The following is a 25,409-nucleotide window of genomic DNA, read 5'->3' as shown; positions in this document are numbered from 1 at the left end:
GACACAGGCGGTTTATTGCGGCTGACGCCGAGATTGATCCAGCAGGCTACCCAGGCTCGCCGCTTTTGGCTTCACCAGCCAGAAATGACGCAAGTAGTCGCTAAAGTCTTCTAAAATCGCTGCCCCACGGCTAGAACCCGTCTCTTCGACGTAGGTGCTAATCAGCTCGCGAAGATGGCGGCGGTAGGCCTCCATGGCTTCGGTACTGACGCGATGAATTTCGACCAGCTCGTGGTTGTACTTGTCCACGAAGGTGCGGTCTTCATCCAGCACATAAGCGAACCCACCGGTCATGCCTGCGCCAAAGTTAACGCCCGTCTCACCCAGCACACATACCAGGCCGCCGGTCATGTATTCGCAGCAGTGGTCGCCTGCGCCCTCAATCACCGCCGTGGCGCCGGAGTTACGCACCGCGAACCGCTCGCCAGCGGTGCCCGCAGCCATCAACGTGCCGCCGGTTGCGCCATACAGGCAGGTGTTACCGATAATCGCGGTTTTATAGCTTTCGAACTGGCTGACTCTGGGTGGCACGATAACGATTTTGCCGCCGTTCATGCCCTTACCCACGTAGTCGTTAGCATCGCCTTCCAGGTACAGGTTAAGGCCTCGGGCATTCCAGACGCCGAAGCTCTGCCCTGCCACACCGGTAAAGCGTGCAGTAACGGGCGCGCTTTCCAGGCCCTCTTCCCCATAACGCTTGGCGATAGCGCCGGAGGTAAGTGCGCCAACGCTGCGGTCGCAGTTGGTGATCGTAAAGCTGAACTCACCGCCGGTTTGATGCTCAATGGCATCTTTCAGCGCCGCCAACACTTCCTGGTTTTTGGCCCCCGGGTCGTGCGGCACGTTACGGCTCACCGTGCAGAACTGAGGGGCTTCGGCGGGTACAAAGTCATTGGCCAATAACGGCATCAGGTCGAGCTTGCGCTGGCTTGCCGTGTTGCCTTCAAGCACTTCCAGCAGGTCAGTACGCCCAATCAGGTCGGTCAGTTGGCGCACGCCCAGCATAGCCATCAGCTCACGCACTTCTTCAGCGATAAAGCGGAAGTAGTTTTTGACCATATCCACCGTGCCGCGGAAATGCTCGCCGCGCAGGAAGTCATCCTGAGTAGCGACCCCGGTAGCGCAGTTGTTCAAGTGGCAAATGCGCAAGAACTTACAGCCCAGCGCCACCATCGGTGCGGTACCAAAACCAAAGCTTTCCGCCCCCAGAATGGCCGCTTTGACCACGTCCAATCCGGTTTTGAGGCCGCCGTCGGTTTGCAGGCGAATCTTGTCGCGCAGACCGTTGATACGCAGCGCCTGGTGCACCTCAGGCAGGCCCAGCTCCCAAGGGGAGCCCGCATGCTTGATAGAGGTCAGCGGGCTTGCTGCGGTGCCACCATCGTAACCGGACACGGTGATCAGGTCGGCGTAAGCCTTGGCAACGCCGGTGGCGATAGTGCCAATCCCCGGCTCAGATACCAGCTTGACCGACACCTGCGCATCCGGATTGATCTGTTTAAGATCAAAGATCAGCTGCGCGAGGTCTTCAATTGAGTAAATATCGTGGTGCGGCGGCGGTGAAATCAGCGTGACGCCAGGCACCGCGTGGCGCAGACGCGCAATAAGTTGGTTGACCTTGCCACCAGGTAGCTGGCCACCTTCGCCCGGCTTCGCGCCCTGGGCGACTTTAATCTGCAGCACTTCTGCATTGACCAGGTAAGCAGGCGTTACTCCAAAGCGCCCCGAGGCGATCTGCTTGATTTTAGAGCTGCGGATCGTCCCGTAACGGGCCGGGTCTTCGCCGCCCTCACCCGAGTTGGAGCGCCCGCCCGCCTCGTTCATTGCCTGGGCCAGCGCCTCGTGCGCTTCAGGAGAGAGCGCTCCCAGCGACATCCCGGCACTATCAAAGCGCGGCAACAGCGCTTCAACCGGCTCGACCTCTTCAAGCGGCAACGGCGTCGCGGCAGGCTTTAGCGTCAGCAAATCACGAATAGTGGCAACAGGGCGCTCATTAACCAGCTGAGCAAACGCCTTCCACTTGGCGTAGCTGCCCTCCTGCACGGCAGCCTGCAGCGACTTCACCACATCAGGGTTATAGGCATGGTACTCATGACCATGCACATACTTGAACATACCGCCTTGGGAGATCCCTTTACGGGTAATCCAGGCATCCTTGGCCAACAGCTCCTGCTGCATTTGCAGCTCGGTAAAACCCGCGCCCTGAATACGCGATGCCATGCCTGCAAAGCAGGTATCCATCACGTCATCAGAAAGGCCTACGGCTTCAAACAGCATGGAGCCACGATAGGAGGCCAGCGTTGAGATGCCCATTTTAGAGAGAATCTTGAACAGGCCTTTTTGCAAGCCTTTGCGATAGTTCTCACGGTCGTCGGCCGGGTTGCCGGTAAGCTCACCCGTACGGTGCATATCGGCCATAATCTGATAGGCAAGCCACGGATACACGGCGGTCGCACCGATACCAAACAGCACAGCCATCTGGTGGGCATCCCGGGCGTAGCCAGTCTCAACGATAATATTGGCGTTGGGACGCAATGCCAGGCGGCCCAGGTGCGTATGCACCGCGCCAACGGCGAGCGGCGCCTGAATAGGAATAATGTCCTTGGGCAGCTCCGCATCGGTAAGTACCAGGATCACCTTGCCCGCTTTTACCTGGGCTTCGGCTTTCTGACAGAGCGCATTAAGCGCCTGCTTTAAGCTCTGCTGTTCAGGATCGTAGCCCATTGACAACGCGTGGCTTGCAAAGGCTGGGTCGTCCTGGCTAACCAGCGCGGTAAATTTACGTGGTGAAAGTACCGGTGTAGTCAGGATTAACCGATGCGCGTGCGCAGGCGTTGCCTTGAAAACGTTAAGTTCCGCGCCACAGCAGGTTTCCAGCGACATCACGATGGCTTCACGCAGCGGATCAATCGGCGGGTTGGTTACCTGAGCAAACTTCTGGCGGAAGAAGTCGGTTAACAAGCGCGGACGGCTAGAAAGCACCGCCATGGGTGTGTCATCACCCATGGAACCTACGGCTTCCTGGCCGCTTTCGGCCAGCGGGCGCAGCACTTGGTCACGCTCTTCAAACGTCACCTGGAACATCTTCTGGTGCACGTTCAGCGCATCAGCATCCATGGTCTGGAAGCGTGCAAGTTCGGTGAGTGCGGATTCAAGATAGTTGGCTTCCTGCTTGAGCCAGCGCTTATAGGGATAGGCAGACTTCAGACGGTCATCAATATCCCGGGTATGCAGCACTTCGCCGGTTTGGGTATCGACTGCCAGCATTTGGCCAGGGCCTACGCGGCCTTTGGCGACCACGTCCTCAGGCTTGTAACCGTAAGTACCAATCTCAGATGCCAGGGTGATATAGCCGTTTTTGGTGATGACCCAACGAGCGGGACGCAGGCCGTTACGGTCCAGCATACACACCGCTTGGCGGCCATCGGTCATGACCACGCCCGCCGGACCATCCCACGGCTCCATGTGCATGGAGTTGTACTCGTAGAAGGCGCGCAGCTCAGCATCCATGGTTTCAACGTTCTGCCAGGCAGGCGGTACCATCATGCGCACCGCACGGTGCAGCTCCATCCCCCCTGTCAGCAGCACTTCCAGCATATTGTCCATGCTGGAAGAGTCGGACCCCGTGGTGTTAACGATTTCATCAAGCTGGGCGATATCGGGCAGGCGCTCGTTAACGAAGTTGGCTTTGCGTGAGTTCGCCCAACCGCGATTAGCCTCAATCGTATTGATTTCACCGTTGTGAGCCAGCAGACGAAACGGCTGTGCCAGCGGCCAGCGCGGCGCCGTATTGGTTGAAAAACGCTGATGGAAAACACAGATAGCGGTTTCAAGACGCGGGTCGTTTAGGTCTTTATAAAATGCCGGGAGATCTTCCGGCATGACCAAGCCTTTATACGACACCACGTCAGAGGAGAGCGATGCGACATAAAAGTCTTCATCGGCCCGTAAAGCCTGCTCGGTATAACGGCGCGCCATAAACAGATCAACAGTGAACTGCTCGCTCTCACCAGGCTCGATAAAGACCTGCTCGATACGCGGCAGGCAGTCAAGCGCCATGGGGCCACAAACGCTTGAATCAGTGGGCACAACGCGCCAGCCGACGACGCTTAAACCACGAGCACCCAATTCGCGCGCAAACGTCTCGCGCGCAGCCTCGGCACGGGCATCATCATTGGGTAGAAAAACAACGCCCACGGCGAACTGGTCGCCCAACGTAACCTTCAGCGCGTCTTGTGCGGCTTCGCGCATAAAACGGATCGGCATTTTAAGCAGCAACCCACAGCCATCACCGGTTTTACCGTCAGCGGCAATCCCGCCCCGGTGCGTCATACAGGTGAGTGATTCGATAGCAGTTTTCAGCAAATCGTGACTGGCCTGCCCTTCCATATGGGCAATAAGGCCAAAGCCGCAGTTATCGCGAAACTCGCCGGGCTGGTGAAGACCTTTATTCATGGGCGTGCCTCTAGTCAAAGGTGTTTTATTAGCAGCGTTGTTATGATTCAATAGACGGTTTTTTATTTTTATACACAAATCTCTACCCGCCTATAACTGGGTGTTTCCCCGATCCGCTGCTGCAAGAAAATGGTCGCTCAGCATAGCGATTCACTCCCCGCCAGCGCAATCACCGCCAACCTCTTTGCCTAGAAAAGTCTTTTCAAATCCTATAGTTGCAACTCCCCCTTTAACAAAAAACACATACAGTTCAAACACTTAAAAAGCCATATAACGATATTTCAACGAAGACACATAAGCATTGAACTTTAGTCTAAATACCCTCAATATATCCATGCCGATAGCGCATAAGGCATGCTAATAACACTATGACGGCGCATCACCAGGTAATATCGGGCCATAAAAAAACCCACCTGGTAGGTGGGCTTCTTGAGCACAAAATACGTTTACAAGCGGGTTACAGTCGTGGGTAGTTATCCAACAACGCACGCACTAACGCCTCTGGCGTCGTGTCATCAACACACGCATCGCCGGTAGCGTTTAGTAGCACCAGCCGAAGCCTGGTATCCACGTTCTTCTTGTCCAGACGCATCCGGGTTAAAAAGTCGTCGCTTAGCATGTCCGCTGGGGCATGAAGAGGAAGACCAGCGCTTTCAATCACCGCTTGGATACGCGTTAAATCCGCACTACTGATACGCCCCAGCTGCTGAGAAAGGGCAGCCGCCATGGCCATGCCTGCGCCTACTGCTTCGCCGTGCAGCCAGTTGCCATACCCTTGGTGTGCCTCAATCGCGTGGCCAAAGGTATGGCCAAGATTGAGCAATGCCCGCACACCCTGCTCCGTTTCATCATCGGCCACAATGTCGGCTTTAATCTGGCAACTGCGTGCGATGGCTTCGACAATGGCGTCGGGGCTGATATGACGCAGCTCTGCCATATTGGCCTCAAGCCAGCCAAGAAACGCCTCATCACGAATAAAGCCATACTTGATAACTTCGGCAAGCCCGGCAGAAAGCTCTCGCTCGGGCAGTGTCGCAAGCGTTGCAATGTCAATCAGTACCGCTTTCGGCTGCCAGAAAGCACCAATCATGTTTTTGCCAAGCGGGTGATTAACGCCCGTTTTCCCTCCGACAGAAGAGTCCACTTGGGAAAGCAGCGTGGTGGGCACCTGAATGAAGGCCACGCCGCGCTGGTACGACGCGGCGGCATACCCAGCCATGTCACCAATTACGCCGCCGCCTAACGCAATCAGCGTACAGCGGCGGTTAAATCCTGCTTCCAACAGTGCGTCCCAAATGCGGCTAACCTGCTCAATGCTCTTGTACTGCTCCCCGTCAGGCAGAACGACGGTACGCACTTCCACATCGTCAGGAAGATTGGCGCACAGCGCCTCCAGATAAAGTGGCGCGATCGTTTCATTCGTCACCACCATCACCTGCTTACCGGCCAGATAGGGCGTTATCGCCTCTGGGTCGCTCAGCAGGCCGGCGCCAATATGGATCGGATAACTGCGATCACCCAACGCAACATGAAGTGTGCGCTGAGCACTGGCGGGCTGTGTCATGGGGATACCTTTGAGTTAAGCGTGGCGATATTTTCCAGCGGGTCGGCCAAACGCCGCACCCGACGCAATATCTCATTGACTACGGCGCGCGGGCTACGCCGATCCGTGCGCACTGAAATATCCGAGGTGGCGCGATAAAGCGGGTCGCGGGCAGCAAACATATCGTTGAGCACCTGCTCCCGGTTTGCGCACTGAAGAAGCGGGCGATTACGGTCTTTCGCCGTGCGCTTAAGCTGCTGCTCGACCGTGGTCATCAGGTAGATCACCGTTCCGCGCTCGCGCAGCATTCGGCGGTTATCCTGGTGCAGCACGGCGCCGCCGCCTGTTGCCATCACCACGCAGGAGAGCCTTGTCAGCTCATCGATCATCTGAAGCTCACGCTGGCGAAAACCGGGTTCACCCTCTACATCAAAGATCCACGGGATATCCGCACCGCAGCGATCCTGTATGGCGTGGTCGCTATCATAAAATGTGCGCGAAAGCTCTGCCGCCAACAAGCGACCTATTGTGCTTTTACCAGCCCCCATAGGGCCGATCAGAAAAAGGTTGGGAAAATCCTGCATCAGCGAACCGCCAAGCCATCGTCAAGTAGTCGTGGAGTAATAAAGACTAACAACTCTACCTTTTCATTGCTCTCTTCGGTATAGCGAAACAGGTGTCCGAGCAAAGGAATATCACCTAAAAGCGGTGTTTTGGTCATTTGGTTTAATTGTTCCGTGGTCAAAATACCGCCCAATACAACCGTTTGACCATTATCTACCAGCACCTGCGTTTCAATTTGATTGGTATCGATGGGCGGTTCTCCGCCAAACCCCGATTCCCTGAAACTATCATTTTTCACCACCAGGTCCATGATAATACGATTATCCGGCGTAATCTGCGGTGTCACTTCCAACGAAAGCTCAGCCTCTTTAAATTCAGTATCGGGGTTTCCCTGCGCATCGACACTCTGAAATGCGCGCTCCTCGCCTTGGCGAATAATTGCCGTACGCTGATTGGCCGTGATGACCCTTGGCTGGGAGATGGTTTGGCTTTTGCCTTCACTTTCCAGCGCACGAAGCTCCAGGTCCAGCAAAATGTCTCCGGACAAGTAGCCAAAGCTAAATCCTGTACCTGGCCCTGAAGGCCCGCCCAGGTCTACCGCTAAACCGCTGCGGGCACGGTTCAAGCCATCCGGATTGATATTGCGCGGGCCAAAACTGCCGTTATCCAACGCCTGAAAACCTCGCGTCGTCGAAGCGCCCCAGTTAACGCCTAGCGCTCGAGAGGCGGTGTCCCGGGCGATAACGATGCGTGCTTCAATTTGCACCTGACGCACCGGCACATCCAGGCGTTCCAGAATACGCTTGATAATACTTACCTGGTCCGCCGTGTCCTGAACCAATAAGGCATTGGTTCTTGGATCGACACTGATCCGCCCTCTCTCGGTCAGAAGCCCAAAGCCATCCCCACCCTGCAGTAGCTGGGCAAGATCTTCAGCACGCGCGTACTTAACCTCGATAAATTCATCAATGGTTGGTGACAGCGCTTCATGATAGCGGTGAGCCTCAATTTCCTGGCGTTCAAGCTCAGCAAGCTCGGCGGCAGGCGCTACCAGGATAACGTTGCCATGCTCACGACTTGCAAGCCCTTGGCTTTTTAACATCAAGGCAAGCGCTTGATCCCAGGGCACCTCATTAAGGTTCAGCGTGATACGCCCGGTCACACTTTCGCTGGCAATCAGGTTTAGCCCCGTAAATTCAGCCAGCGTTACCAGCACCGCACGTACCTCCATATCCTGGACGTTCAGGCTTATCCGCTCACCACTAAAACTATCTTGTGGGAGCTCATGATCGGCCAAGCGTTGCTGGGCAGCAGGCTGCACTTCGATACTCAGTACACGGCCATGTTGTGAAGAGAGCATGGCATAGGGGCCGTCGATGGTAAGTGCCAAACGCGTTTCCTGCGCATCAACGTGAGGGGTAATCCGCATCACCGGTGTCGCAAAATCGGTAACGTCATAAATCTGGCTAAGCGCATCAGGCAGCGTTACGTTAGGCAACGTGGCAATTACCTCGCCGCCCGAAACATCCGAATGGCCGCTTTCCTGAACACTTGCGACGACGCCCTCACGGTCAAACGTCACCAGCAAGCGACCTACCTGATCAGCCCCACGCTCAAAGTCGATAGCGCTAATCTGTGGACCCTGGAGGGTTTCAAGGGAACCTACTACTGGCGGCTCAAGCGCGGTGGATTCACGCAAGGAAATTCGTAGCCGATCCCCCATTACCCGGGTGGTGTAATTCGACGAGTTGGCCAGGCCAATGACTAACCGCGTACGGCCACTGCCTTCCAGTACCTTAATGTGCTCTACACCCGCACGCGCTACCTCAATATGACGATGACCCAAGCCATTTTGTGTATTGGCCAGGTCCAGCGCCAGGCGTGGTGGAGCCTCCAGGCGATAACCCTGGACGTTGGCGACGCCACCGCTGAAGTGCAGATCAATATCCACGGCGCCAGCACTTACTGGATGTACCTCAATAGCGGTCAACACCGACGCCATTGCCTGCCAAGGCAGCACCACCAACGCAAGCATAATGATTCGACTAACCACGACCATGGCGTGCTCCGATAAGAAAAAAGGGACTTTCGGTAAACTCACCGAGTCGCCAGGATTGATCATGGCGGCGACTTCAGCGAAAGGAGAACCTGCTGCTCTTGCCACCCCTGCTGAGTAGTAATGCGCTCGGTAATACGGACGTTGTGCGCCTCAATATGCGTGATACGCCCGCCATTGCTGCCTACATAATCCCCCGCGCGAACGCTTGTCACACGCCCATCAGGCGTCTCTATCAGCGCAACATGACGCCCTCCCATGACCAGCGTACCCACCATACGAAGCTCCGAAATAGCAAAACGCTCAAGCGGCTCGGGTGTTCGCTGCACATCAGGCAATAACGAATCATCATGGGTAACGTCGGCTACCTGCGAAGGCAATTGCACTGCCTGGAAAGGACTACGCGTATCTGAGTAGCCGTACGCCTCTACGGGATATACAACCAGTGGCTCAATACGCGAAGCGGAGGGAGTGCCTGGGGTTTGGCGAATCCTTGAGAGCGTGTCGTCCAGTTGATCAAGCTCAGGCCCATAACAACCAGAAAGCAAAACGACGCTGACCAGGCAGCTCATCACGCGGGCAAGCCACTTCACTGATCTTCCTCCCGCCGATTTAAGCTATTTTCGCCGCCACCCTTTTCGCCTTCAGCCTCTTCGCTTTCATCCTGGCTGACAGCATCAGCGTCGCTATAGGCCTTAGCCACAAACGACAGAGACAATCTGTTCGCAGCTTGATCGATCGGCGCAAGCGTAATGTCATGCTGCGTGACAAGGTGTTCTAGCTGACTAATATCATTAATAAACTGCGCCAACTGGTGATAATCGCCTACTACCTGAATATCAATAGGATGTTCTGATACTTGGCTAACGACAGGACGCAGATAAATATCATCGATGGTGAGCTGGTTCTCATCAGCAGCGTCTCTAATGCTATCCCGTAACGATGAAAGCGCCGTCTGGGGTGTTAACAGGGCACGCATCCGGGTCATTTGCTCCTCCAGGCCAGCCAGCTGGGTACGCGCACCGTTCAGCAAACCGGCGGCGTGAACACTGCTGCGGTAATCGCTTAAAAGCCTTATCTCTTGTTGCTGCGCCTGTGCCAGCGACGCACGATGCTCACTCACCAGCCATGCGCAGGTCGCCACTAACGCCATTAGAAACACCAGCCCGCCGCTAAGTACTTTTAATAACCAGGGCCATGCGCCAGCATCACGTAAATCAAGCGTCTGCCAGTCAAGCGCACGCAAACGCTGCCACTCTTGCTGCCACACTTTTCCCCATCGCAGCAGGTATAGCGGCGCCCCTGATTTCATGGCGATACTCCAGAATCCGCCAAAGAAACGCTCGGCTGGGTTAGGGTTACTTCAAAATAGAAGGTTCTACCGCTGCCCTGCGGATCACTGGCCATTTCGGAGCGTACCGGAATATCAAACCCTGGCATTTCAGCAAGACGACGTAACTGCTCGGTTATCTGATGCTCATCTTCTGCGACCGCGGATACGCTTAGCCGATGATGACGCTGCTCAAGGTGCTGAAAGACCACACCCTCGCCAAGGCTTGCGGCAAGGTCGTTAAACAGCTGAGCCGTCTGTGTTCGCTGTTGAAGCAGGCGCTGAAAGCGAATTAACTGCTGGCGCAGCTGCTCTCCCTGCAGAACAGTGCGTTCAGCTTCACTAATTTCATGTGTATAACGCTCTATATGAGCTGTGATATACGCATTGCGCTGCTCCTGAGCGCCCAGCGTTCGCTGATAGACATGCGAAATCCCACTACCCAACGCGATACCGGCGACCAGTAGCAACAGCATGACAGCATAAAAGCGTCGCGTGTGCTGTTCTCGGCGCTCTTCCCGCCAAGCCAGCAGGTTGATCGTAATGCTCATAAAGGCGCCCGCATCGCAAGGCCGCTTGCGGTCAGCAAGCCGGGAAGATTCAGAGTAAGCGCCTGCCTATCCACGCGCTTGTTGACCGGCATCGTCTGCAGCGGATTTAGCAGTGTCACCGGCAACTGACAAGCATCAGCCATAAAGGTCGCTAACCCCGGCAGCGCATTTATATCACCGGCTAGCACGATATGACCCACAGGCGATTGGCGGCTGGTGGCGATATAAAGCTGCAAGGCTCGCGCAATGCTTTGTGCTAATGCATCCAGAAAAGGCTTCAGGACAACGTCCTGAAAATCATCTGGCAAGCCGCCATGCTGACGAGCCCATAAGGCATCTTCTCGACTGAGCACGTATCGCTCTTGAGTCGCGGCGGTTAACGGTTCGCTGCCCATCAGGTTTTCGCGGACGTAAACGGTGCGTGCATTATGAAAAACACGAAACGTACTTGTCTGCGCCCCGATATCGACCAACGCAACGCTTGCGACAGGGTCGTATGCCGCTGCTAGTTGAGGGTGCAGCGCAATAAAAGCACGCTCAATCGCAAAGGTTTCGACATCCACCGCAACGGGTTCCAGTCCTGCGCGTACCAAGGGTTCCGTCAGTTGCCAAACATCCTGTTGACGACAGGCCACCAACATTACTTGTTGTAAATGCGCAGCCAAGGGAGCGGGACCCAGGCATGCAAAATCAAACGCCACTTCATTGAACGGAAAAGGCAGATGACGGTCTGATTCGATCATCAAACGCTCCTCAATTTCCTGCTCGTTCAATTCAGCAGCAAACGTGAGCATTTTGGTAATCGCCATGCTGGCAGGAAGTGCAACCACGGCGTTACGCGTAGAGGGCTTGGCGTGGTCAATGGCACGTTTTAAACTATCTGCGACGTAATTAATGTCCTGAATACGCCGTTCAGCCACTGCACCGTCACGAAGTGAGCAAACCGCATGGCTTTCCACTTGGTAGGTGTCATGACTCTTTTTAAGCTCCAACAGTTTGACGGCGCTCGATGTAATATCGATGCCGATCAATCCCTTACTGGCTTTAAACAGGCGCATTATAGGTTTATTCCTGCCATCTGATATGCCTAAGAAGTAGTGGCATAACGCGCTAATCAGGTAACGCGCTGTTATATTTACGGCATATCAACACTGGTGGCCGCTGCCCCGCCTTCCTATAATGGCAGCCAATTGCGCGATACGGCCGCTTGGATGCCGATCCTATTCTCCTTTTCATGGGTGCCCTCTGTTCATGACGTTTTTGCGAACCCTCATTCTGTCGCTGTTCTTTCTTATCGTGTCGTTAGTCGGGGCCGCCGCATTAGCCATGGTGGGCGCGGCTATCTATTTTTCGCCTGGCTTACCTGATGTTCGTCAGTTGCAAGACTTCGAGCTTCACTCACCTCTGCGAATTTTCACCAATGACGGTAAGTTAATTGGTGAGTTTGGCGAGGAACGGCGAATAGTTATTGATTTCGACGAAATACCTCAGGACATGGTTAATGCCCTGGTGGCCGCCGAGGACACCAATTACTTTGAGCACTCGGGGGTTGATCCTCGAGGGCTTGCCCGTGCTGCGGTAGAGCTGGCCCGAAGTGGTGGCATTCAATCAGGCGGCTCCACCATCACCATGCAGGTCGCGCGTAACTACATGTTGACGCTTGACCAAACCTTTACCCGTAAACTGCGTGAAATTCTGCTGGCTCTGCAGATGGAAAAACTGCTCAGCAAACATGAGATATTCGAACTTTACGTTAACAAAATTTTCTTAGGAAATCGAGCGTATGGCATTGCAGCCGCTGCCGATACCTATTACGACAAGCCGCTTTCCGAGCTGACGCTTGCAGAAACGGCCATGATTGCCGGGTTGCCTAAAGCGCCTTCCGCGTTTAACCCGCTGGCCAACTCCGAGCGCTCACTGATACGTCGCAACTGGATATTGTTCCGTATGCGCGAGCTGGGCTTTATTGATGACACGACTTATCAGGCTGCCGTACAGGAGCCGGTCACTGCACGTCGTCACTTCACCCAAACCGAAGTAGATGCTTCTTACGTTGCAGAGATGGCACGTCAATACGCAGTTGAGCGCTTTGGCGATACCGCCTATACCGGCGGCTACCGCATTTATACGACCCTGGACAGCGAGCTTCAGCCGTTTGCCCGCGAGGCCCTGGCGACTGGCCTGCTTGAGTATGATTTACGCCATGGCTGGCGGGGCGCTGAACAGCACGATATAGCTCCCAGTCTCGTTGAAGCCCAGGAGCGTACGGCAACCCAAGGGTTGGAAGAAGAGCTTGCCGAGTCACCAGAAATTCGTCAGACCGCACGCCAGGCTGCCGAGCGCAGCCAAACGGAGATCGCCGGCGTTGAAGGCGATGTCAGTAACTGGCTGCAGGTGCTTGAACGCACCCCCAACTATGGTCTGCTAAAACCCGCTATCGTCGTGGAAAGCAGTGGTCGTGAAATGCAGGTACTTACCCGTGGTGGCGAGCTGGAAACCATTAACTGGGACGGCTTAAGCTGGGCACGTACTTATAACAGCCCGCGCAGTCGTGGTGCTGAGCCAAGCTCTGCCGACCAGATTGCCGTACGCGGCGACCTGGTTCGCATTCTCGAAACTCAGGATGGCACCGTACGTCTTTCTCAACGGCCAGATGCGGAAGGTTCGCTCGTTGCTCAGGACCCGCGTACCGGCGCCATTCTCGCCTTGCAGGGCGGGTTTGATTTTAACGCCAGCAAGTTTAATCGCGCGGTTCAGGCACAGCGCCAGTCGGGTTCTATTTTCAAGCCCTTCATTTACCTTGCGGCACTTGAAGATGGCGAAATGAACGCTTCCACCGTGATCAATGACGCGCCTGTTGTACTGGACGATGGCAGTAACTCACTCTGGCGCCCTGTTAACTCCAGCCGCGACTTCGCAGGACCGATGCGCTTGCGCCCGGCGCTTGCTCGTTCGCGCAACCTGGTCACCATTCGCGTTCTACAGGCAATGGGGCTTGATCATACGATCAACTATCTGGAAGGTTTTGGCTTCGCGCCAGGCCGCCTGCCTCATGGCCTCTCTTTGGCCTTGGGCAGCGCAAGCCTAACGCCCATGGAAATGACCAACGCCTACTCCGTGATTGCCAATGGCGGATTTCAGGTGGCGCCATGGTTTATTGAACGCGTAACCCGCAATGATGATCACGAGCTCATTGATGAAGCGACACCCCAGGTGGCTTGCCCCAGCTGTGCAGAGGGCCAGGAAACCGTTGAGATTGATGGCCGTGAATACCCGGTTGCCAAACGCGTTGCCAACGCAGCGGCCACCTACATTCTGCGCGATATGCTGCGTGATGTTATTACCTCGGGTACTGGCCGTGGCGCGCTGAGTCTTAACCGTGAAGATATCGTCGGTAAAACCGGCACCACCAACAGCCAGCGTGATGCATGGTTTGCAGGCTTTAACACCGACCTGGTGACGACCGTTTGGGTGGGCAAAGACAGCAACGAAACCATTGCCGAGTATGGCGCCAATGCTGCACTGCCTATTTGGAACGCCTTTATGGGTAAAGCGCTTGAAGGCACACCCTCCGGCGTGCCCGAGCGTCCTGACACGGTGGTGACTGCACGGGTAGACCCTAACTCAGGCCGACGTTTACATGACAACCAGCCGGGAGGCATCAGCGAGTTCTTCCACCGCGACCACTTGCCCGACTACCAGCCGCGCGGAATTAGCCGCGAGCTGGAAGAAGCCAGCGGTTCACAAGGCTCAGGTACAGCGGAATCCATCTTCTAAGCAAGCCTGAAGCCATGTAACCGCTAACTCAAGAAACGCAAAAGCCCGGAAACCTAATGGTCTCCGGGCTTTTTTACATCCAGCTTTCGCCATCGTTTTAAGCGCTATGCAACACTCGGCGCTTCACGCTTACTGGCTCGCCAGTTTGTGCCAATCGCGACGATCATGACGACAACACCGGCAATCTCGGTGATCAGGCTGGGATAGAAAATCCCCACAATAGCGGCGCCAATGGCAAGACGCGGCAACCAGCCCATACGGGTAAACAAGTACCCCTCAAGGGCGGCAGCAAAGGCGCACAGCGCAAAAATCGCAATGACTGCATTCCAGATCACCACCGGCACCGGGCCGCCGACAATAATCTCCGGATTGAACACCATAAACAGCGGAATGAGATAAAGCCCCTTGGCAAATTTCCACGCCTGAAAGCCGGTTTCCATCGGTTTACTGCCCGCGATTGCAGCCCCGGCAAACCCTGCCAAGGCGATGGGCGGCGTCACGTTAGAGTCCTGGGAGTACCAGAATACTACCAGGTGAGCCACCAGCAACGGAACGCCAAACTCCGCCGTTAGCGCCGGGCCCACCAGTACAATGAGCACGATATAGCTTGCAGTGACCGGCAAGCCCATACCGAGAATCAGACTTGCCAACAACACCATGACCAAGGCGAGCACCAGATTGCCGCCCGAGAAAGCGAGCATCATGGAGGAGAACTTAAGCCCCAAGCCGGTTAACCCAACAACACCCACGATAATGCCCGCCACCGCACACGCCATGGAGACAGCCACGGCATTGCGTGCGCCCAGTTCAAGGCCCTGCACCAGCTTCACCAGGCCGATCCAAACTACCTCTTGGGTCCGCCTCAAAGTCACCGGCTGGCCCTGGCCAGGCGCGACAAAGAAGTACCATAACGCGTAACGTAAAACGGCCACGGCAATCATGGTAATCACCGCGTAGTAGCCGACCCGCATGGGCGATAGATTCATTACCAGAAGCCATACCAGCACGGCCAGCGGCAGCAGAAAATGCCAGCCATCCTTCATGACCTGGCGCATTTTCGGCAGCTCGCTTCTCGGCATGCCCTGCATTCCCTGTTTAAGGGCAATAATATGTACAAACAGATACACCGTCGCGAAGTACATGATCGCCGGTAAAATACTGACTTTGACAATATCCAGGTACGGCGTATTGGTGTACTCGGCTATCAAAAAGGCACCTGCGCCCATCAGCGGCGGCATAATTTGCCCACCGGTGGAGGCTGCGGCTTCAATTCCTCCCGCCTGCTTGGGCTGATAGCCCAGTTTTTTCATCAGCGGGATAGTAAACGCGCCCGTGGTTACCACGTTGGCAATCGCGCTACCCGAGATAGACCCCATGCCCGCCGACGCCAGCACAGCCGCTTTCGCCGGGCCACCGCGCTGGCGGCCCGTCGCGGCGTAAGCCATATCGATAAAGAATTTTCCCGCCCCAGTGCTCTCTAAAAACGCCCCAAACAGCACAAAGATAAAGATGTAGGTCGCGGCAACCCCTAACGGCAAACCAAAGATACCTTCCTGGCCCAAGTAAAGCTGGCCTGCCACTCGGTCCAGAGAATAGCCGCGATGATTTAAAATACCGGGCATCCACTCGCCTAACCAAGGCAGCTCACCGCGTGGCCCGGCAAAGGCGTATATGATGGCCAGTACGCCAATAATCGTCATCCCGAAGCCTACAGCCCGGCGGCTGGCTTCCAGTACCGTGACGGTTGCAATGCAGGCCACCAGAATATCGGTTTCACTCCAAAAACCTGCACGATTGATAATCTCGTCTAAAAACAGCACCAGGTAGCCGCCGGTGATCAGCGCCCCCGCTAAAAAGACAAGATCAATTCCCCAGCCGAAAATGCCCCGTTTACGGTTTGGCCCAAAAACCGGGAACATTAAAAATGCTAACAGCATAATCAGCGCCAAGTGGATACCGCGCTGGTAAAAAAGCCCCAACGGCTGAATGCCGGCTGAGTAGAGCTGGAACAGGGAAAGCCCTACAGCCACAATGGTGATACACCGCAGCACCAGACGGGGTTGAATCGCATTACCGCCCGGCATTAATACCGGCGGTGGAGTGGATTCGTTCATGAAGTCCTCGGAAGTGTTGTCTAGCTTGTTTTTACCAAGTCAGCGTTTGAGCTGATCGGATTTTATAAACGCTTATTGCTTTCAGTAGCGCTCTGGCTCAACCAGCTGGATGATGACTCGCTGCCCTGCTGCTTGCTCGCTCAGACTAATGTCAGGGTGCTCGCCATCGGGCCATACCACTTGATGGTTAACCGCGTTAGCGCCTACTCGAAGTACATACCGGTTATTGGTGACAGGCTCGTTAATCGCATTGATCCAATAGCCGCCCTGGCCATCGGACACCTGCTCACCTCGGCCAACAATGTGCCCAAGTCCTGCGGCAAAGTCGGGCTGATGGCTGCGCTCAAGCTGCATGACACCTTCGGCGTTGCGATAGCAATCCAGTACTGTGAAGTGTTCAACCGAATGCTGCCACTGAATGCACCAACGCACGCCTTCAGGAGCGGCTTCCTCCAACAGCGTTTCGCCATCTTCAGTGGTCACCGTAAGGTACGCAGATGCCGAGGCGGGGGCAGCCCCAGCCTCGGCGAACGGTAAGCAGACCAATAGGAGCGCCATCAGTTTTTGTTGCCACTGCATGACGAATGCTCCGTTAGATGAAGGCGTCGTTACGGACGCAAACGATCCGGAATTTCGACATCCATTTCCTCAAAGTAGCGAATTGCGCCCGGGTGCAGCGGCACGGGCGTTGAGTTCATGGTGAACTCAATCGTGGTGTCGTTGGCTGCGGGGTGGACGGCAATCAGCTCATCGGTGTGCTCAAACAGCAGCTGGGTCAGCTGGTAGGCAAGCTCTTCATCCATATCGGCGTTAACCACCAGAACATTGGGGATGCCGATGGTCTGAACGGCTTCGTCCATCCCGTCGTACATGCCAGCGGCAAGCTCGTAGGGAGCAAACACCGCTTCCTCTTCCTGCGCGTTGGCAATTTCTTCATCGGACAGGCTGATCAAGCGAATGTCACGCGTGGCTGCTAGGTTAAGAATTGAGCTGGTTGGCGGGCCTACGCTCCAGAAACCGGCATCAATATCGCCATCACGGATGGCATCGGCCGTTTCGTTAAAATTGAGCCGCTGAGGAGTAAAGTCTTCGTAGCTAATACCGTTGGATTCCAGTACGGCGCGGGCGTTAAGCTCGGTACCGCTACCCGGTGCGCCAACAGAAACGCGCTTGCCCGCCAAGTCATTGATGCTTTGAATATCGGATTCGGCAAGCGTCACCAACTGCACCGCATTGGGGTAGAGGGATGCCAGCGCCCGGGTGTTTTCCACCTGACGCCCTTCAAAATCGTCGGTGCCGGTATAGGCTTGGTACACCGTGTCGGCAAGTGCGGTGGCAAGATCGGCATCGCCGCGCATGATGAGTCCCATATTTTCAACCGAGGCGCCGGTCACTTCCGCCGTCGCTTGAGCACCTTCAATATGGTTATTGATCATTTCAGCCAGGCCGCCGCCAATAGGGTAGTAAACGCCCCCAGTACCGCCAGTGGCGATAGAGAGCTGTTGGGCGCTGGCGGGCAGTGCTATGGCGAGCAGGGATGCTGCGGCTGCATATTTTAGTGTTTGCATGCGAGTTGCCTCCGTCCGGCTTGGACTTATAAGTATGCGTGACGATCAGAATATTTGTTGCGCTTGCCGCTGCATTCGCAGCGGCGGCCACGTGACGTTAGCACGGCTGTTGCGTTGATGTTAATGGGACAATAGTGCCACGACCTGCTGAGTAATATGCGCACCAATAGGAAGCGCCGACGTTGCCGCTGGCGAAGGGGCGTTGCCCACGTTCACCGTCCGCCGTGTATTTACGAATAAGAAGTCATCGACCAACTTACCGTCCCGGGATACAGCCTGGGCGCGAACGCCTGCGGGGTAAGGTTGAAGATCACCAATAGTGATATCAGGGCAATATTTGCGGACCAGTTCCAGGTAGCCACGCTTATAGAACGAGTTTTTCATCTCCCCGATTCCTGGCTTAAGGTGCTTGCCCAATACCTTTAAAATACCGGGATGGGACAACATCTGAGCTACATCGCGTAGCGACATATCCTGTTTTCGATAGCCTTCTCGCTTTAACGCTAATACCGCGTTGGGGCCGACCGTTACGCGACCATCGATCATTCGGGTTAAATGCACGCCCAAAAACGGCATGCCCGGGTCCGGAATAGGGTAAATCAAGTGGTTAACGATATGATTATGCTGCTCGGGCAGTAAATAGTACTCCCCCCGGAACGGGCAGATGGTAAAGCCTGGCTTCTGACCCAGCATGCGGATCACCCGGTCAGCCATTAACCCGGCACAGGTCACCAGGTAGCGGCTGCTCAACGTATCGCTGGAAGTGGTGACCACCACCTCGGCACGGCGCTCTTCCAACCCTTTCACCTCAACGCCATAGCGAATTTTCCCGCCAAGACGCTCAAATTCAGCGGCCATGGCGCGAGTTACCTGGGCATAGTCGACGATGCCGCTTGAAGGGACGTAAATAGCGGCCTCGCCACGGATATTCGGCTCACGCTCTTTAAGCGCCTCCGCGCTAAGCCACTCACGCTCCAGGCCATTGGCCGCAGTACGCTCCCAGAGCGCTTGCATGCGCTGGATTTCAAGGGCATCGGTGGCTACCAGCAGCTTGCCGCAAATGGCGTAATCGACCCCATGCTGATCACAAAACGCCCGCGTTGCTCGGTTGCCCTCAAGACAAAACCGCGCCTTCAAACTGCCTGGCGTGTAGTACACCCCGGCATGAATAACACCGCTGTTATGGCCGGATTGGTGCTGAGCGGGGCCGTGCTCTTTTTCAAGCACCAGCAGACGCTTATCAGGGTAGGTCTGCTGCAGCTGCATTGCGGTAGACATCCCAAGGATTCCGCCGCCAATAATGATGAAATCCCACATCAATCACGCCTCTTATGCCAAAGTGTTAATTTTTAGTAATAATAGCCGCTATTCTTATATCTTCGCCGGTTTGCCACCCTTTCACCAGCGAGCCGACGTTATAGCAATGGAGATTGCCATGGAGCCAGATGCGCCGCGTCAAAATTTAGCGATTAACGCTTACCGCACACTCAAGCACGACATTATCCGAGGCCGCTATGCGCCTGAAGAGAAGCTCCTTATGAGCCGCTTAAAGGAGCATTACGGCGTTAGCACCGGGCCGCTACGGGAGGCGCTTTCGCAACTGGTAGCCGACCGCTTGGTCGTGGCTATTAGCCAGCGGGGATACCGCGTAGCGCCCATGTCACTTGCTGAGCTTAATGATATTTACGACGCACGTGCCCAGTTGGAAGGGCTTATTTTGCGCCTAGCCATCGAGCGGGGCGACGATGAGTGGGAAGCCTCGGTGGTAGCCACGGCACACCGGCTTTCCAGGGTAACCGATATCAGCTCGCCCGATGAACTACTTGATGGCTGGGATACACGTCACAAGGCGTTCCATACCGCGATTGCCAGCGGCTGCAACTCCCCTCACCTGCTGCAAATGCGCCACACTCTGTTTGATCAGGTGGAACGTTACCGCCACTTGTGGCTACAGGAAACCGTTATGTCGCCCACCGCACTAGCGCAAAAGCGCCAAGAGCACGCCGCCCTTGTTGAGGTTATTTTGGCCCGCAATGCCGAGCAGGCTGACACGTTAATGCGCGACCACTTGATGACCCCAGTCCCCATCATTACGCAAGTGCTTAAGGCTCGCGGCATCCAATAAATTCTTCATTTCAAAAAAATGTAGATATTTTTAAATAACGGCGATAAATTGGAATGGCTTTCAAAGTAGATCGCTGGATCGGCGTGGGCGCTAGGATGTGTCGACGCGAACCTGTTTCCCCTCAAGAATTCTCAGGAGACTACGTAATGACACATTTCAATTGGGACGACCCGCTATTGCTGGAGCACCAGCTCACAGAGGAAGAGCGCCAGATTCGCGATGCCGCCCATGACTACTGCCAAAACAACCTGCAGCCCCGTGTATTAAGTGCATTTCGTGAAGAGCGTTTTGACCGCGAGATCATGACGGAGATGGGAGAACTGGGCCTGCTGGGCGCGACCGTTTCCCCGGAGTACGGCGGCGCAGGCGTTAACCACGTCGCGTACGGCTTGATAGCCCGAGAAGTGGAGCGTGTCGATTCCGGCTACCGCTCAGCCATGAGCGTACAGTCGTCGCTGGTGATGTATCCCATTGAAGCGTATGGCTCAAAAGAGCAAAAACAAAAGTACCTGCCCAGGCTTGCCAGCGGTGAAATGGTCGGCTGTTTTGGCCTTACCGAACCCGACCATGGCTCTGACCCGGGCTCAATGATTACGCGTGCTGAAAAAGTCGACGGCGGCTACCGGTTAACCGGCGCCAAAATGTGGATTACCAACAGCCCCATTGCCGATATCGCCGTGGTATGGGCCAAGTCGGCAGCCCACGACAACCAGATCAAAGGCTTTATCGTTGAGCGCGGCACGGAAGGTTTCTCCACCCCAAAAATTGAAGGCAAGGTGTCGCTTCGCGCCTCGATTACCGGTGAAATCGTACTGGATGGCGCCTTTGTCCCTGAAGAGAACCTGCTGCCTAACGTCAGCGGCCTTAAAGGGCCTTTTGGCTGCTTGAACAAAGCGCGTTATGGCATTGCATGGGGCGTAATGGGCACCGCTGAATTCTGCTGGCATGCCGCCCGCCAGTACACCCTGGACCGCAAGCAGTTTAACCGCCCACTAGCGGCTAACCAGTTGATCCAGAAAAAGCTGGCCGATATGCAAACGGAAATCACCTTGGGCCTTCAGGCCGCGCTTCAGGTGGGCCGTTTGATGGATAGCGGCAACTGGGCGCCGGAAATGATTTCGCTGATCAAACGCAACAACTGCGGCAAGGCGCTGGATATTGCGCGCATGTCGCGAGATATGCACGGCGGTAACGGCGTTTCCGACGAGTATGGGGTCATTCGCCATATGGTGAACCTGGAATCAGTGAATACCTACGAAGGTACCCACGATGTTCACGCGTTGATTCTTGGCCGCTCTCAAACCGGCATTCAGGCATTTTTCTAAGCTGCCGCGCACAAACCACAACAGGCCACAGGAATCATCATGAGCAACGTAACCAAACCGCTGGCGGGCATTAAGGTACTCGATATTTCTCGCGTACTGGCCGGGCCCTGGTGTGGCCAAATGCTCGCGGACATGGGGGCCGATGTAGTGAAGGTCGAGCGTCCAGGCAGCGGTGACGACACGCGCCACTGGGGGCCTCCTTGGCTTGAAAACACCGCAGAATCAGCCTATTACCTGTGCGCCAACCGGGGCAAACGCTCGGTAACTATCGATATGGCCAGGCCAGAAGGCCAAACGCTGATTAAGCAGCTCGTCGCCCAGTCAGATGTGCTGCTTGAGAACTTTAAAGTCGGCGGCCTTAAAAAATACGGCCTGGATTACGCCAGCCTGCAAGCGCTTAACCCGGCACTGATCTACTGCTCCATTACCGGTTTTGGCCAGGAAAGTCCCTACGCCCACCGCGCAGGCTACGACTTCATGATTCAAGCCATGGGCGGCATCATGAGTTTAACCGGCAAACCCGACAGTGAACCCGGCGGCGGCCCGGTGAAAAGCGGCGTGGCGTTTACCGATATTTTTACTGGCCTGTATGCCGCCAACGCTGTGCTGGCAGCGCTTTATCAACGCCGCGACAGCGGCGTTGGCTGCCATATTGATATGGCGCTGATGGATGTCCAGGTCGGCGTGCTGGCCAATCAAGCGCTTAACTACTTAACCTCCGGCAACGTGCCTCAACGCTTGGGCAATGCACACCCTAACATCGTGCCCTATCAAGCGTTTGCGACCGCGGATGGACACATCATTGTGGCCGTAGGCAATGACGCACAGTTTACGCGCTTTTGTGAGGTGCTCTCGCTAAGCGACCTGCCGCTTGATGAGCGTTTCGCCACCAACGGTGCCCGTGTTAACCACCGTGAAACACTCGTGCCCCTACTCGAAGCGGCCCTTGCTCATCGAACCATGGATACATGGCTGACCGCCTTTGAAGCAGCAGGCGTGCCCAGCGGCCCCATCAATACGCTTGACCGCGTATTTGATGACCCGCATGTAAAAGCGCGCGGCTTAAAACAGACCCTGCCCCACACACAGTCGGGCCAGGTGGACCTGGTGGCTAACCCTATTCGCGTTAATGGGCACTCCATGAGCGCCAGCACAGCACCGCCAGGCTTGGGTGAGCATACTGAACATGTGTTAGACGACATCGGCATTAGCCCGGCCCAACAGCAGGCACTGCGTGAGGCAGGTATTATTTGATTGCTCGGCGTATACGGTGTTTACGCCTATTAATTACGCACTATGCTGAAAGCCTATCCCTTATTAGATAGGAGTTGAGCCATGAGCAATGCTGAGCTAAACGAACTAAAGCGGAAATACGTTGCCAACGGCGCAGCGAGCCCTGCCACAGCGTTTGCCGACCATGCCGAAAACGCCGAAGTGTGGGATGCTGATGGCAACCGATTTATCGATTTTGCTGGCGGAATAGGCGTCCTGAACATCGGCCACCGCCATCCTAAAGTGGTTGCCGCGGTGAAGGCACAGCTCGACAAGGTAATGCATACCTGCCAAACGGTCATGCCCTATGAAGGCTACGTTCGTGTAGCCGAAAAACTTAGCCACCTGGTACCGGTTCGTGGCCACGCCAAAGTAATGCTGGCCAACTCCGGCGCCGAAGCGCTGGAAAACGCCGTCAAGATTGCCCGCGCAGCGACCGGACGCGCTAACGTCATCTGCTTTGATGGCGGCTACCACGGCCGTACCTTCTTCACCATGGCGATGAACGGCAAAGTAGCGCCCTACCAAACCGACTTTGGCCCCATGCCAGGCACCGTATTTCGGGCGCCCTACCCGGTCGATTATCACGGTGTCAGTGAAGATGAAGCCCTTCGCGGCCTGATGATGGCGCTTAAAACCGACGCAGGCCCGTCCAATACCGCCGCCATCATCCTGGAACCCGTGCTTGGCGAAGGCGGCTTTTACCCGGCGCCTGCCTCGTTTCTTAAAAAAATTCGCGACATCTGTGATGAGCACGGCATTCTGATGATTATTGACGAGGTACAGTCTGGCTTCGGGCGCACAGGCAAGATGTTCGCCATTGAGCACAGCGGTGTTGAGCCCGACATCATGACCATGGCCAAAAGCATGGCCGACGGCATGCCGATTTCAGCCGTGGTAGGCACCGATACAATAATGGACGCCTCAGGCCCCAACTCATTGGGTGGCACCTACACAGGCAGCCCAACCGCCTGCGCTGCTGCACTTGCCGTTATGGAAGTGTTTGAGAAAGAGAACGTCCTGGAGAAAAGCCAAGCCCTCGGCGATAAGCTGGCCAAGCATTTTAATCAGTGGCAGGCACGTTACGAAAGCGTCGCTAATGTTCGCCACATGGGCGCTATGGCCGCCTTTGAACTCGTCGCTGATAAAACTACCCGAGCACCCAATGCAGAGCTTGCCAGCGCATTATGCAAAAAAGCCCGCGAAGAGGGTTTGATTCTGCTTTCCTGTGGGATGTACGGCAATACCATCCGCTTTTTAATGCCCATTACCATCGAAGACGACGTGTTAAACGAAGGGCTGGATATTATCGAGTCATGCCTGGAATCGCTGGTTTAGAACGACCACGTGTGGAAAACAAACGCGCCGCTCAAATCGAGCGGCGCGTTGGATGTTTATCTGCCGTCACCCTGCCATAAATCTTGGCAACCAAAGGGCAATTTGCGGCCAGATGCTCACCAGCATGGCAGCAATACACATGAGCAGGAAAAACGGCAGTGATGCCCATGCAACACGGCTGATGCTTTCACCTGTCAGGCTTTGCAGTACAAAGAGATTAAAGCCAACAGGCGGGGTAATCTGACCAAGTTCAATCATGATAATCAGAAAAATACCAAACCAGATTGGATCAAACCCTGCCAGCAAAACGATGGGGAGCGTAATCGGCAAACTCATTACGGTAATCGAAATACCGTCCAGGAAGAGCCCCAGCACGATATAGAAAATGGCTAGCGCAAACAGCAACACCATGGGACTGAAGTTCTGCTCAGCAATCCAACCTGCCAACTCGCGCGGTAGATGTAGATATCCCATCGCCGTGGATAGAAGCGTTGCTGTGATTAGCAGGCTACACACCATGATGGTGGTGATTAACGTCCCGCGAAATGCTTCAATAAATAGCCTTAGGTTTAGCTGTCTTTCAAATCCCAATAGCATCAGAGTAGCAGCCACGCCCACTGCTGCTGCTTCTGATGGTGTTGCAATGCCGCTATAGATTGATCCAATCACAATGGAGATCAGCAATAATATGGGCAACAGCAACACAAAAGATTGCCAGATAGTCTGTTCAGACACCACGGCTTTAGGCGTTAAGGATGGCGACATCCAAGACCTGAAGCAGATGTAGCAGCTGTAGAGAAAAGCGATCAAAAGCCCGGGCACCACGCCTGCCATAAACAGCTGACTGATCGACACCTCCGCTTGCACTCCATAGACAATCATCACGATTGATGGAGGAATCAACAGGCCGAGACTACCGGCGCCTGCCAGAGAGCCAATCGAAAGATTTCTGTCATAGCCTCTCTCTTTCAGCTCCTGAGTAGTAATTTTACCAATGGTGGCCGTTGTAGCCGCGCTGGAGCCACTCACGGCTGCAAATAATGTGCAGCCCAAAACGTTGGTATGGAGTATTCCGCCGGGCAAATGGCTGGTAATCGGTACAAGTCCCTTGAACAAACGCTCCGAGATATTCGAGCGAAATATCAACTCTCCCATCAGGATAAACAGCGGAATGGCAGATAATTCCCAGCTGTTGCTAGCCCGATATAAAATCCGAGAAAAAATCAGGCCAATGCGATCTGCACTAAAATCTCCAAACAGCCAAAGAGAGCCGATAGACACTGCCATCATGGCAGCAAAAATCCACATGCCCATGGTCAGAAAGAAAAGCAGTAGAACCGCAACGCCTATAGCTGTCCAAAAAATATCCATGCATGACTTCCCATCAGTTA

General features: G+C 55.2%; 18 protein-coding genes. 5 read left to right on the top strand and 13 right to left on the bottom strand.

Annotated features, from left to right (window positions below):
- Positions 1–12 precede the first annotated feature (12 nt).
- The 8 genes from gltB to pilM all read right to left on the bottom strand — a co-directional run bounded on the left by gltB (position 13) and on the right by pilM (position 11,557).
- A complete protein-coding gene (gene gltB / locus CZ787_RS07805; protein ID WP_087107895.1) occupies positions 13–4,455 on the bottom strand; it encodes a glutamate synthase large subunit in 4,443 nt (1,480 codons plus the stop codon).
- A 457-nt stretch (positions 4,456–4,912) separates the two neighbouring features.
- The gene (aroB, locus tag CZ787_RS07800) at positions 4,913–6,019 is read right to left on the bottom strand and encodes a 3-dehydroquinate synthase (protein WP_087107893.1); all 1,107 of its coding nucleotides are present in this window, start codon (positions 6,017–6,019) and stop codon (positions 4,913–4,915) included.
- On the bottom strand, positions 6,016–6,582 hold the full coding sequence (gene aroK, locus CZ787_RS07795; RefSeq protein ID WP_087107891.1) for a shikimate kinase AroK: 567 nt from the start codon (positions 6,580–6,582) through the stop codon (positions 6,016–6,018). Before aroK ends, aroB begins: the two co-directional genes overlap by 4 nt.
- Positions 6,582–8,621 carry a type IV pilus secretin PilQ gene (gene pilQ / locus CZ787_RS07790; RefSeq protein ID WP_087108389.1) on the bottom strand — a complete coding sequence of 680 codons (2,040 nt, stop codon included), beginning with the start codon at positions 8,619–8,621 and terminating at the stop codon, positions 6,582–6,584. The genes aroK and pilQ overlap by 1 nt, the downstream gene beginning before the upstream one ends.
- 59 nt (positions 8,622–8,680) lie before the next feature.
- The gene (locus CZ787_RS07785; protein WP_087107889.1) at positions 8,681–9,211 is read right to left on the bottom strand and encodes a pilus assembly protein PilP; all 531 of its coding nucleotides are present in this window, start codon (positions 9,209–9,211) and stop codon (positions 8,681–8,683) included.
- Positions 9,208–9,930, bottom strand: coding sequence for a type 4a pilus biogenesis protein PilO (locus tag CZ787_RS07780; RefSeq protein WP_087107887.1), 723 nt, complete (start codon positions 9,928–9,930; stop codon positions 9,208–9,210). The genes CZ787_RS07785 and CZ787_RS07780 overlap by 4 nt, the downstream gene beginning before the upstream one ends.
- On the bottom strand, positions 9,927–10,499 hold the full coding sequence (locus tag CZ787_RS07775) for a PilN domain-containing protein (RefSeq protein ID WP_087107885.1): 573 nt from the start codon (positions 10,497–10,499) through the stop codon (positions 9,927–9,929). Before CZ787_RS07775 ends, CZ787_RS07780 begins: the two co-directional genes overlap by 4 nt.
- On the bottom strand, positions 10,496–11,557 hold the full coding sequence (gene pilM / locus CZ787_RS07770) for a type IV pilus assembly protein PilM (RefSeq protein ID WP_087107883.1): 1,062 nt from the start codon (positions 11,555–11,557) through the stop codon (positions 10,496–10,498). The genes CZ787_RS07775 and pilM overlap by 4 nt, the downstream gene beginning before the upstream one ends.
- A 193-nt stretch (positions 11,558–11,750) precedes the next feature.
- Between pilM and CZ787_RS07765 the strand changes: the two genes are divergently transcribed.
- Positions 11,751–14,276, top strand: a complete 2,526-nt coding sequence (locus CZ787_RS07765) for a penicillin-binding protein 1A (protein WP_087107881.1) — start codon at positions 11,751–11,753, stop codon at positions 14,274–14,276.
- A 104-nt stretch (positions 14,277–14,380) separates the two neighbouring features.
- Here the strand turns inward: CZ787_RS07765 and CZ787_RS07760 are convergent, their stop codons facing one another.
- The 4 genes from CZ787_RS07760 to lhgO form a co-directional block, all read right to left on the bottom strand.
- Positions 14,381–16,390 carry a TRAP transporter permease gene (locus tag CZ787_RS07760; RefSeq protein WP_087107879.1) on the bottom strand — a complete coding sequence of 670 codons (2,010 nt, stop codon included), beginning with the start codon at positions 16,388–16,390 and terminating at the stop codon, positions 14,381–14,383.
- Between the two features lie 81 nt (positions 16,391–16,471).
- Entirely contained in the window at positions 16,472–16,969 is a 498-nt protein-coding gene (locus tag CZ787_RS07755; RefSeq protein WP_087107877.1) for a DUF1850 domain-containing protein, read from the bottom strand.
- A gap of 29 nt (positions 16,970–16,998) precedes the next feature.
- Positions 16,999–17,958 carry a TAXI family TRAP transporter solute-binding subunit gene (locus CZ787_RS07750; protein WP_087107875.1) on the bottom strand — a complete coding sequence of 320 codons (960 nt, stop codon included), beginning with the start codon at positions 17,956–17,958 and terminating at the stop codon, positions 16,999–17,001.
- Between the two features lie 120 nt (positions 17,959–18,078).
- Positions 18,079–19,275 (bottom strand): L-2-hydroxyglutarate oxidase, encoded by a 1,197-nt coding sequence (lhgO, locus tag CZ787_RS07745; RefSeq protein WP_087107873.1) that lies wholly within the window; start codon positions 19,273–19,275, stop codon positions 18,079–18,081.
- Positions 19,276–19,393: 118 nt separating this feature from the next.
- On the opposite strand from lhgO, the gene csiR reads away from it, so the two are divergent.
- The 4 genes from csiR (at position 19,394) to gabT (ending at position 24,018) form a co-directional block, all read left to right on the top strand.
- Complete coding sequence (gene csiR / locus CZ787_RS07740) at positions 19,394–20,083, top strand: DNA-binding transcriptional regulator CsiR (protein ID WP_087107872.1); 690 nt, start codon at positions 19,394–19,396, stop codon at positions 20,081–20,083.
- Between the two features lie 146 nt (positions 20,084–20,229).
- Entirely contained in the window at positions 20,230–21,408 is a 1,179-nt protein-coding gene (locus tag CZ787_RS07735; RefSeq protein ID WP_087107870.1) for an acyl-CoA dehydrogenase, read from the top strand.
- 39 nt (positions 21,409–21,447) lie between these two features.
- Positions 21,448–22,662 (top strand): CaiB/BaiF CoA transferase family protein, encoded by a 1,215-nt coding sequence (locus tag CZ787_RS07730; protein ID WP_087107868.1) that lies wholly within the window; start codon positions 21,448–21,450, stop codon positions 22,660–22,662.
- A gap of 81 nt (positions 22,663–22,743) precedes the next feature.
- Positions 22,744–24,018: a 4-aminobutyrate--2-oxoglutarate transaminase gene (gene gabT, locus CZ787_RS07725; RefSeq protein WP_087107866.1), complete on the top strand. Its 1,275-nt coding sequence runs from the start codon at positions 22,744–22,746 to the stop codon at positions 24,016–24,018.
- Between the two features lie 66 nt (positions 24,019–24,084).
- On the opposite strand, the gene CZ787_RS07720 is transcribed toward gabT, so the two are convergent.
- Positions 24,085–25,389: a TRAP transporter large permease gene (locus CZ787_RS07720; RefSeq protein WP_087107864.1), complete on the bottom strand. Its 1,305-nt coding sequence runs from the start codon at positions 25,387–25,389 to the stop codon at positions 24,085–24,087.
- Between the last annotated feature and the right edge of the window lie 20 nt (positions 25,390–25,409).

This window comes from Halomonas citrativorans, from assembly GCF_900163645.1.
Lineage (GTDB): Bacteria > Pseudomonadota > Gammaproteobacteria > Pseudomonadales > Halomonadaceae > Vreelandella > Vreelandella citrativorans.
Note: the sequence above shows the minus strand (reverse complement) of the source record. Positions and strands in the feature narration are given on the sequence as shown.

Excerpts from the sequence above, each read along its gene's own strand:
- CZ787_RS07775 (WP_087107885.1), bottom strand. The coding sequence starts at position 10,499 with ATGAGCATTACGATCAACCTGCTGGCTTGGCGGGAAGAGCGCCGAGAA.
- pilQ (WP_087108389.1), bottom strand. The coding sequence starts at position 8,621 with ATGGTCGTGGTTAGTCGAATCATTATGCTTGCGTTGGTGGTGCTGCCT.
- CZ787_RS07735 (WP_087107870.1), top strand. The coding sequence starts at position 20,230 with ATGACACATTTCAATTGGGACGACCCGCTATTGCTGGAGCACCAGCTC.
- CZ787_RS07780 (WP_087107887.1), bottom strand. The coding sequence starts at position 9,930 with ATGAAATCAGGGGCGCCGCTATACCTGCTGCGATGGGGAAAAGTGTGG.
- aroB (WP_087107893.1), bottom strand. The coding sequence starts at position 6,019 with ATGACACAGCCCGCCAGTGCTCAGCGCACACTTCATGTTGCGTTGGGT.
- lhgO (WP_087107873.1), bottom strand. The coding sequence starts at position 19,275 with ATGTGGGATTTCATCATTATTGGCGGCGGAATCCTTGGGATGTCTACC.
- pilM (WP_087107883.1), bottom strand. The coding sequence starts at position 11,557 with ATGCGCCTGTTTAAAGCCAGTAAGGGATTGATCGGCATCGATATTACA.
- CZ787_RS07755 (WP_087107877.1), bottom strand. The coding sequence starts at position 16,969 with ATGCAGTGGCAACAAAAACTGATGGCGCTCCTATTGGTCTGCTTACCG.
- CZ787_RS07720 (WP_087107864.1), bottom strand. The coding sequence starts at position 25,389 with ATGGATATTTTTTGGACAGCTATAGGCGTTGCGGTTCTACTGCTTTTC.
- aroK (WP_087107891.1), bottom strand. The coding sequence starts at position 6,582 with ATGCAGGATTTTCCCAACCTTTTTCTGATCGGCCCTATGGGGGCTGGT.
- gltB (WP_087107895.1), bottom strand. The coding sequence starts at position 4,455 with ATGAATAAAGGTCTTCACCAGCCCGGCGAGTTTCGCGATAACTGCGGC.
- csiR (WP_087107872.1), top strand. The coding sequence starts at position 19,394 with ATGGAGCCAGATGCGCCGCGTCAAAATTTAGCGATTAACGCTTACCGC.
- gabT (WP_087107866.1), top strand. The coding sequence starts at position 22,744 with ATGAGCAATGCTGAGCTAAACGAACTAAAGCGGAAATACGTTGCCAAC.
- CZ787_RS07730 (WP_087107868.1), top strand. The coding sequence starts at position 21,448 with ATGAGCAACGTAACCAAACCGCTGGCGGGCATTAAGGTACTCGATATT.
- CZ787_RS07750 (WP_087107875.1), bottom strand. The coding sequence starts at position 17,958 with ATGCAAACACTAAAATATGCAGCCGCAGCATCCCTGCTCGCCATAGCA.
- CZ787_RS07760 (WP_087107879.1), bottom strand. The coding sequence starts at position 16,390 with ATGAACGAATCCACTCCACCGCCGGTATTAATGCCGGGCGGTAATGCG.
- CZ787_RS07765 (WP_087107881.1), top strand. The coding sequence starts at position 11,751 with ATGACGTTTTTGCGAACCCTCATTCTGTCGCTGTTCTTTCTTATCGTG.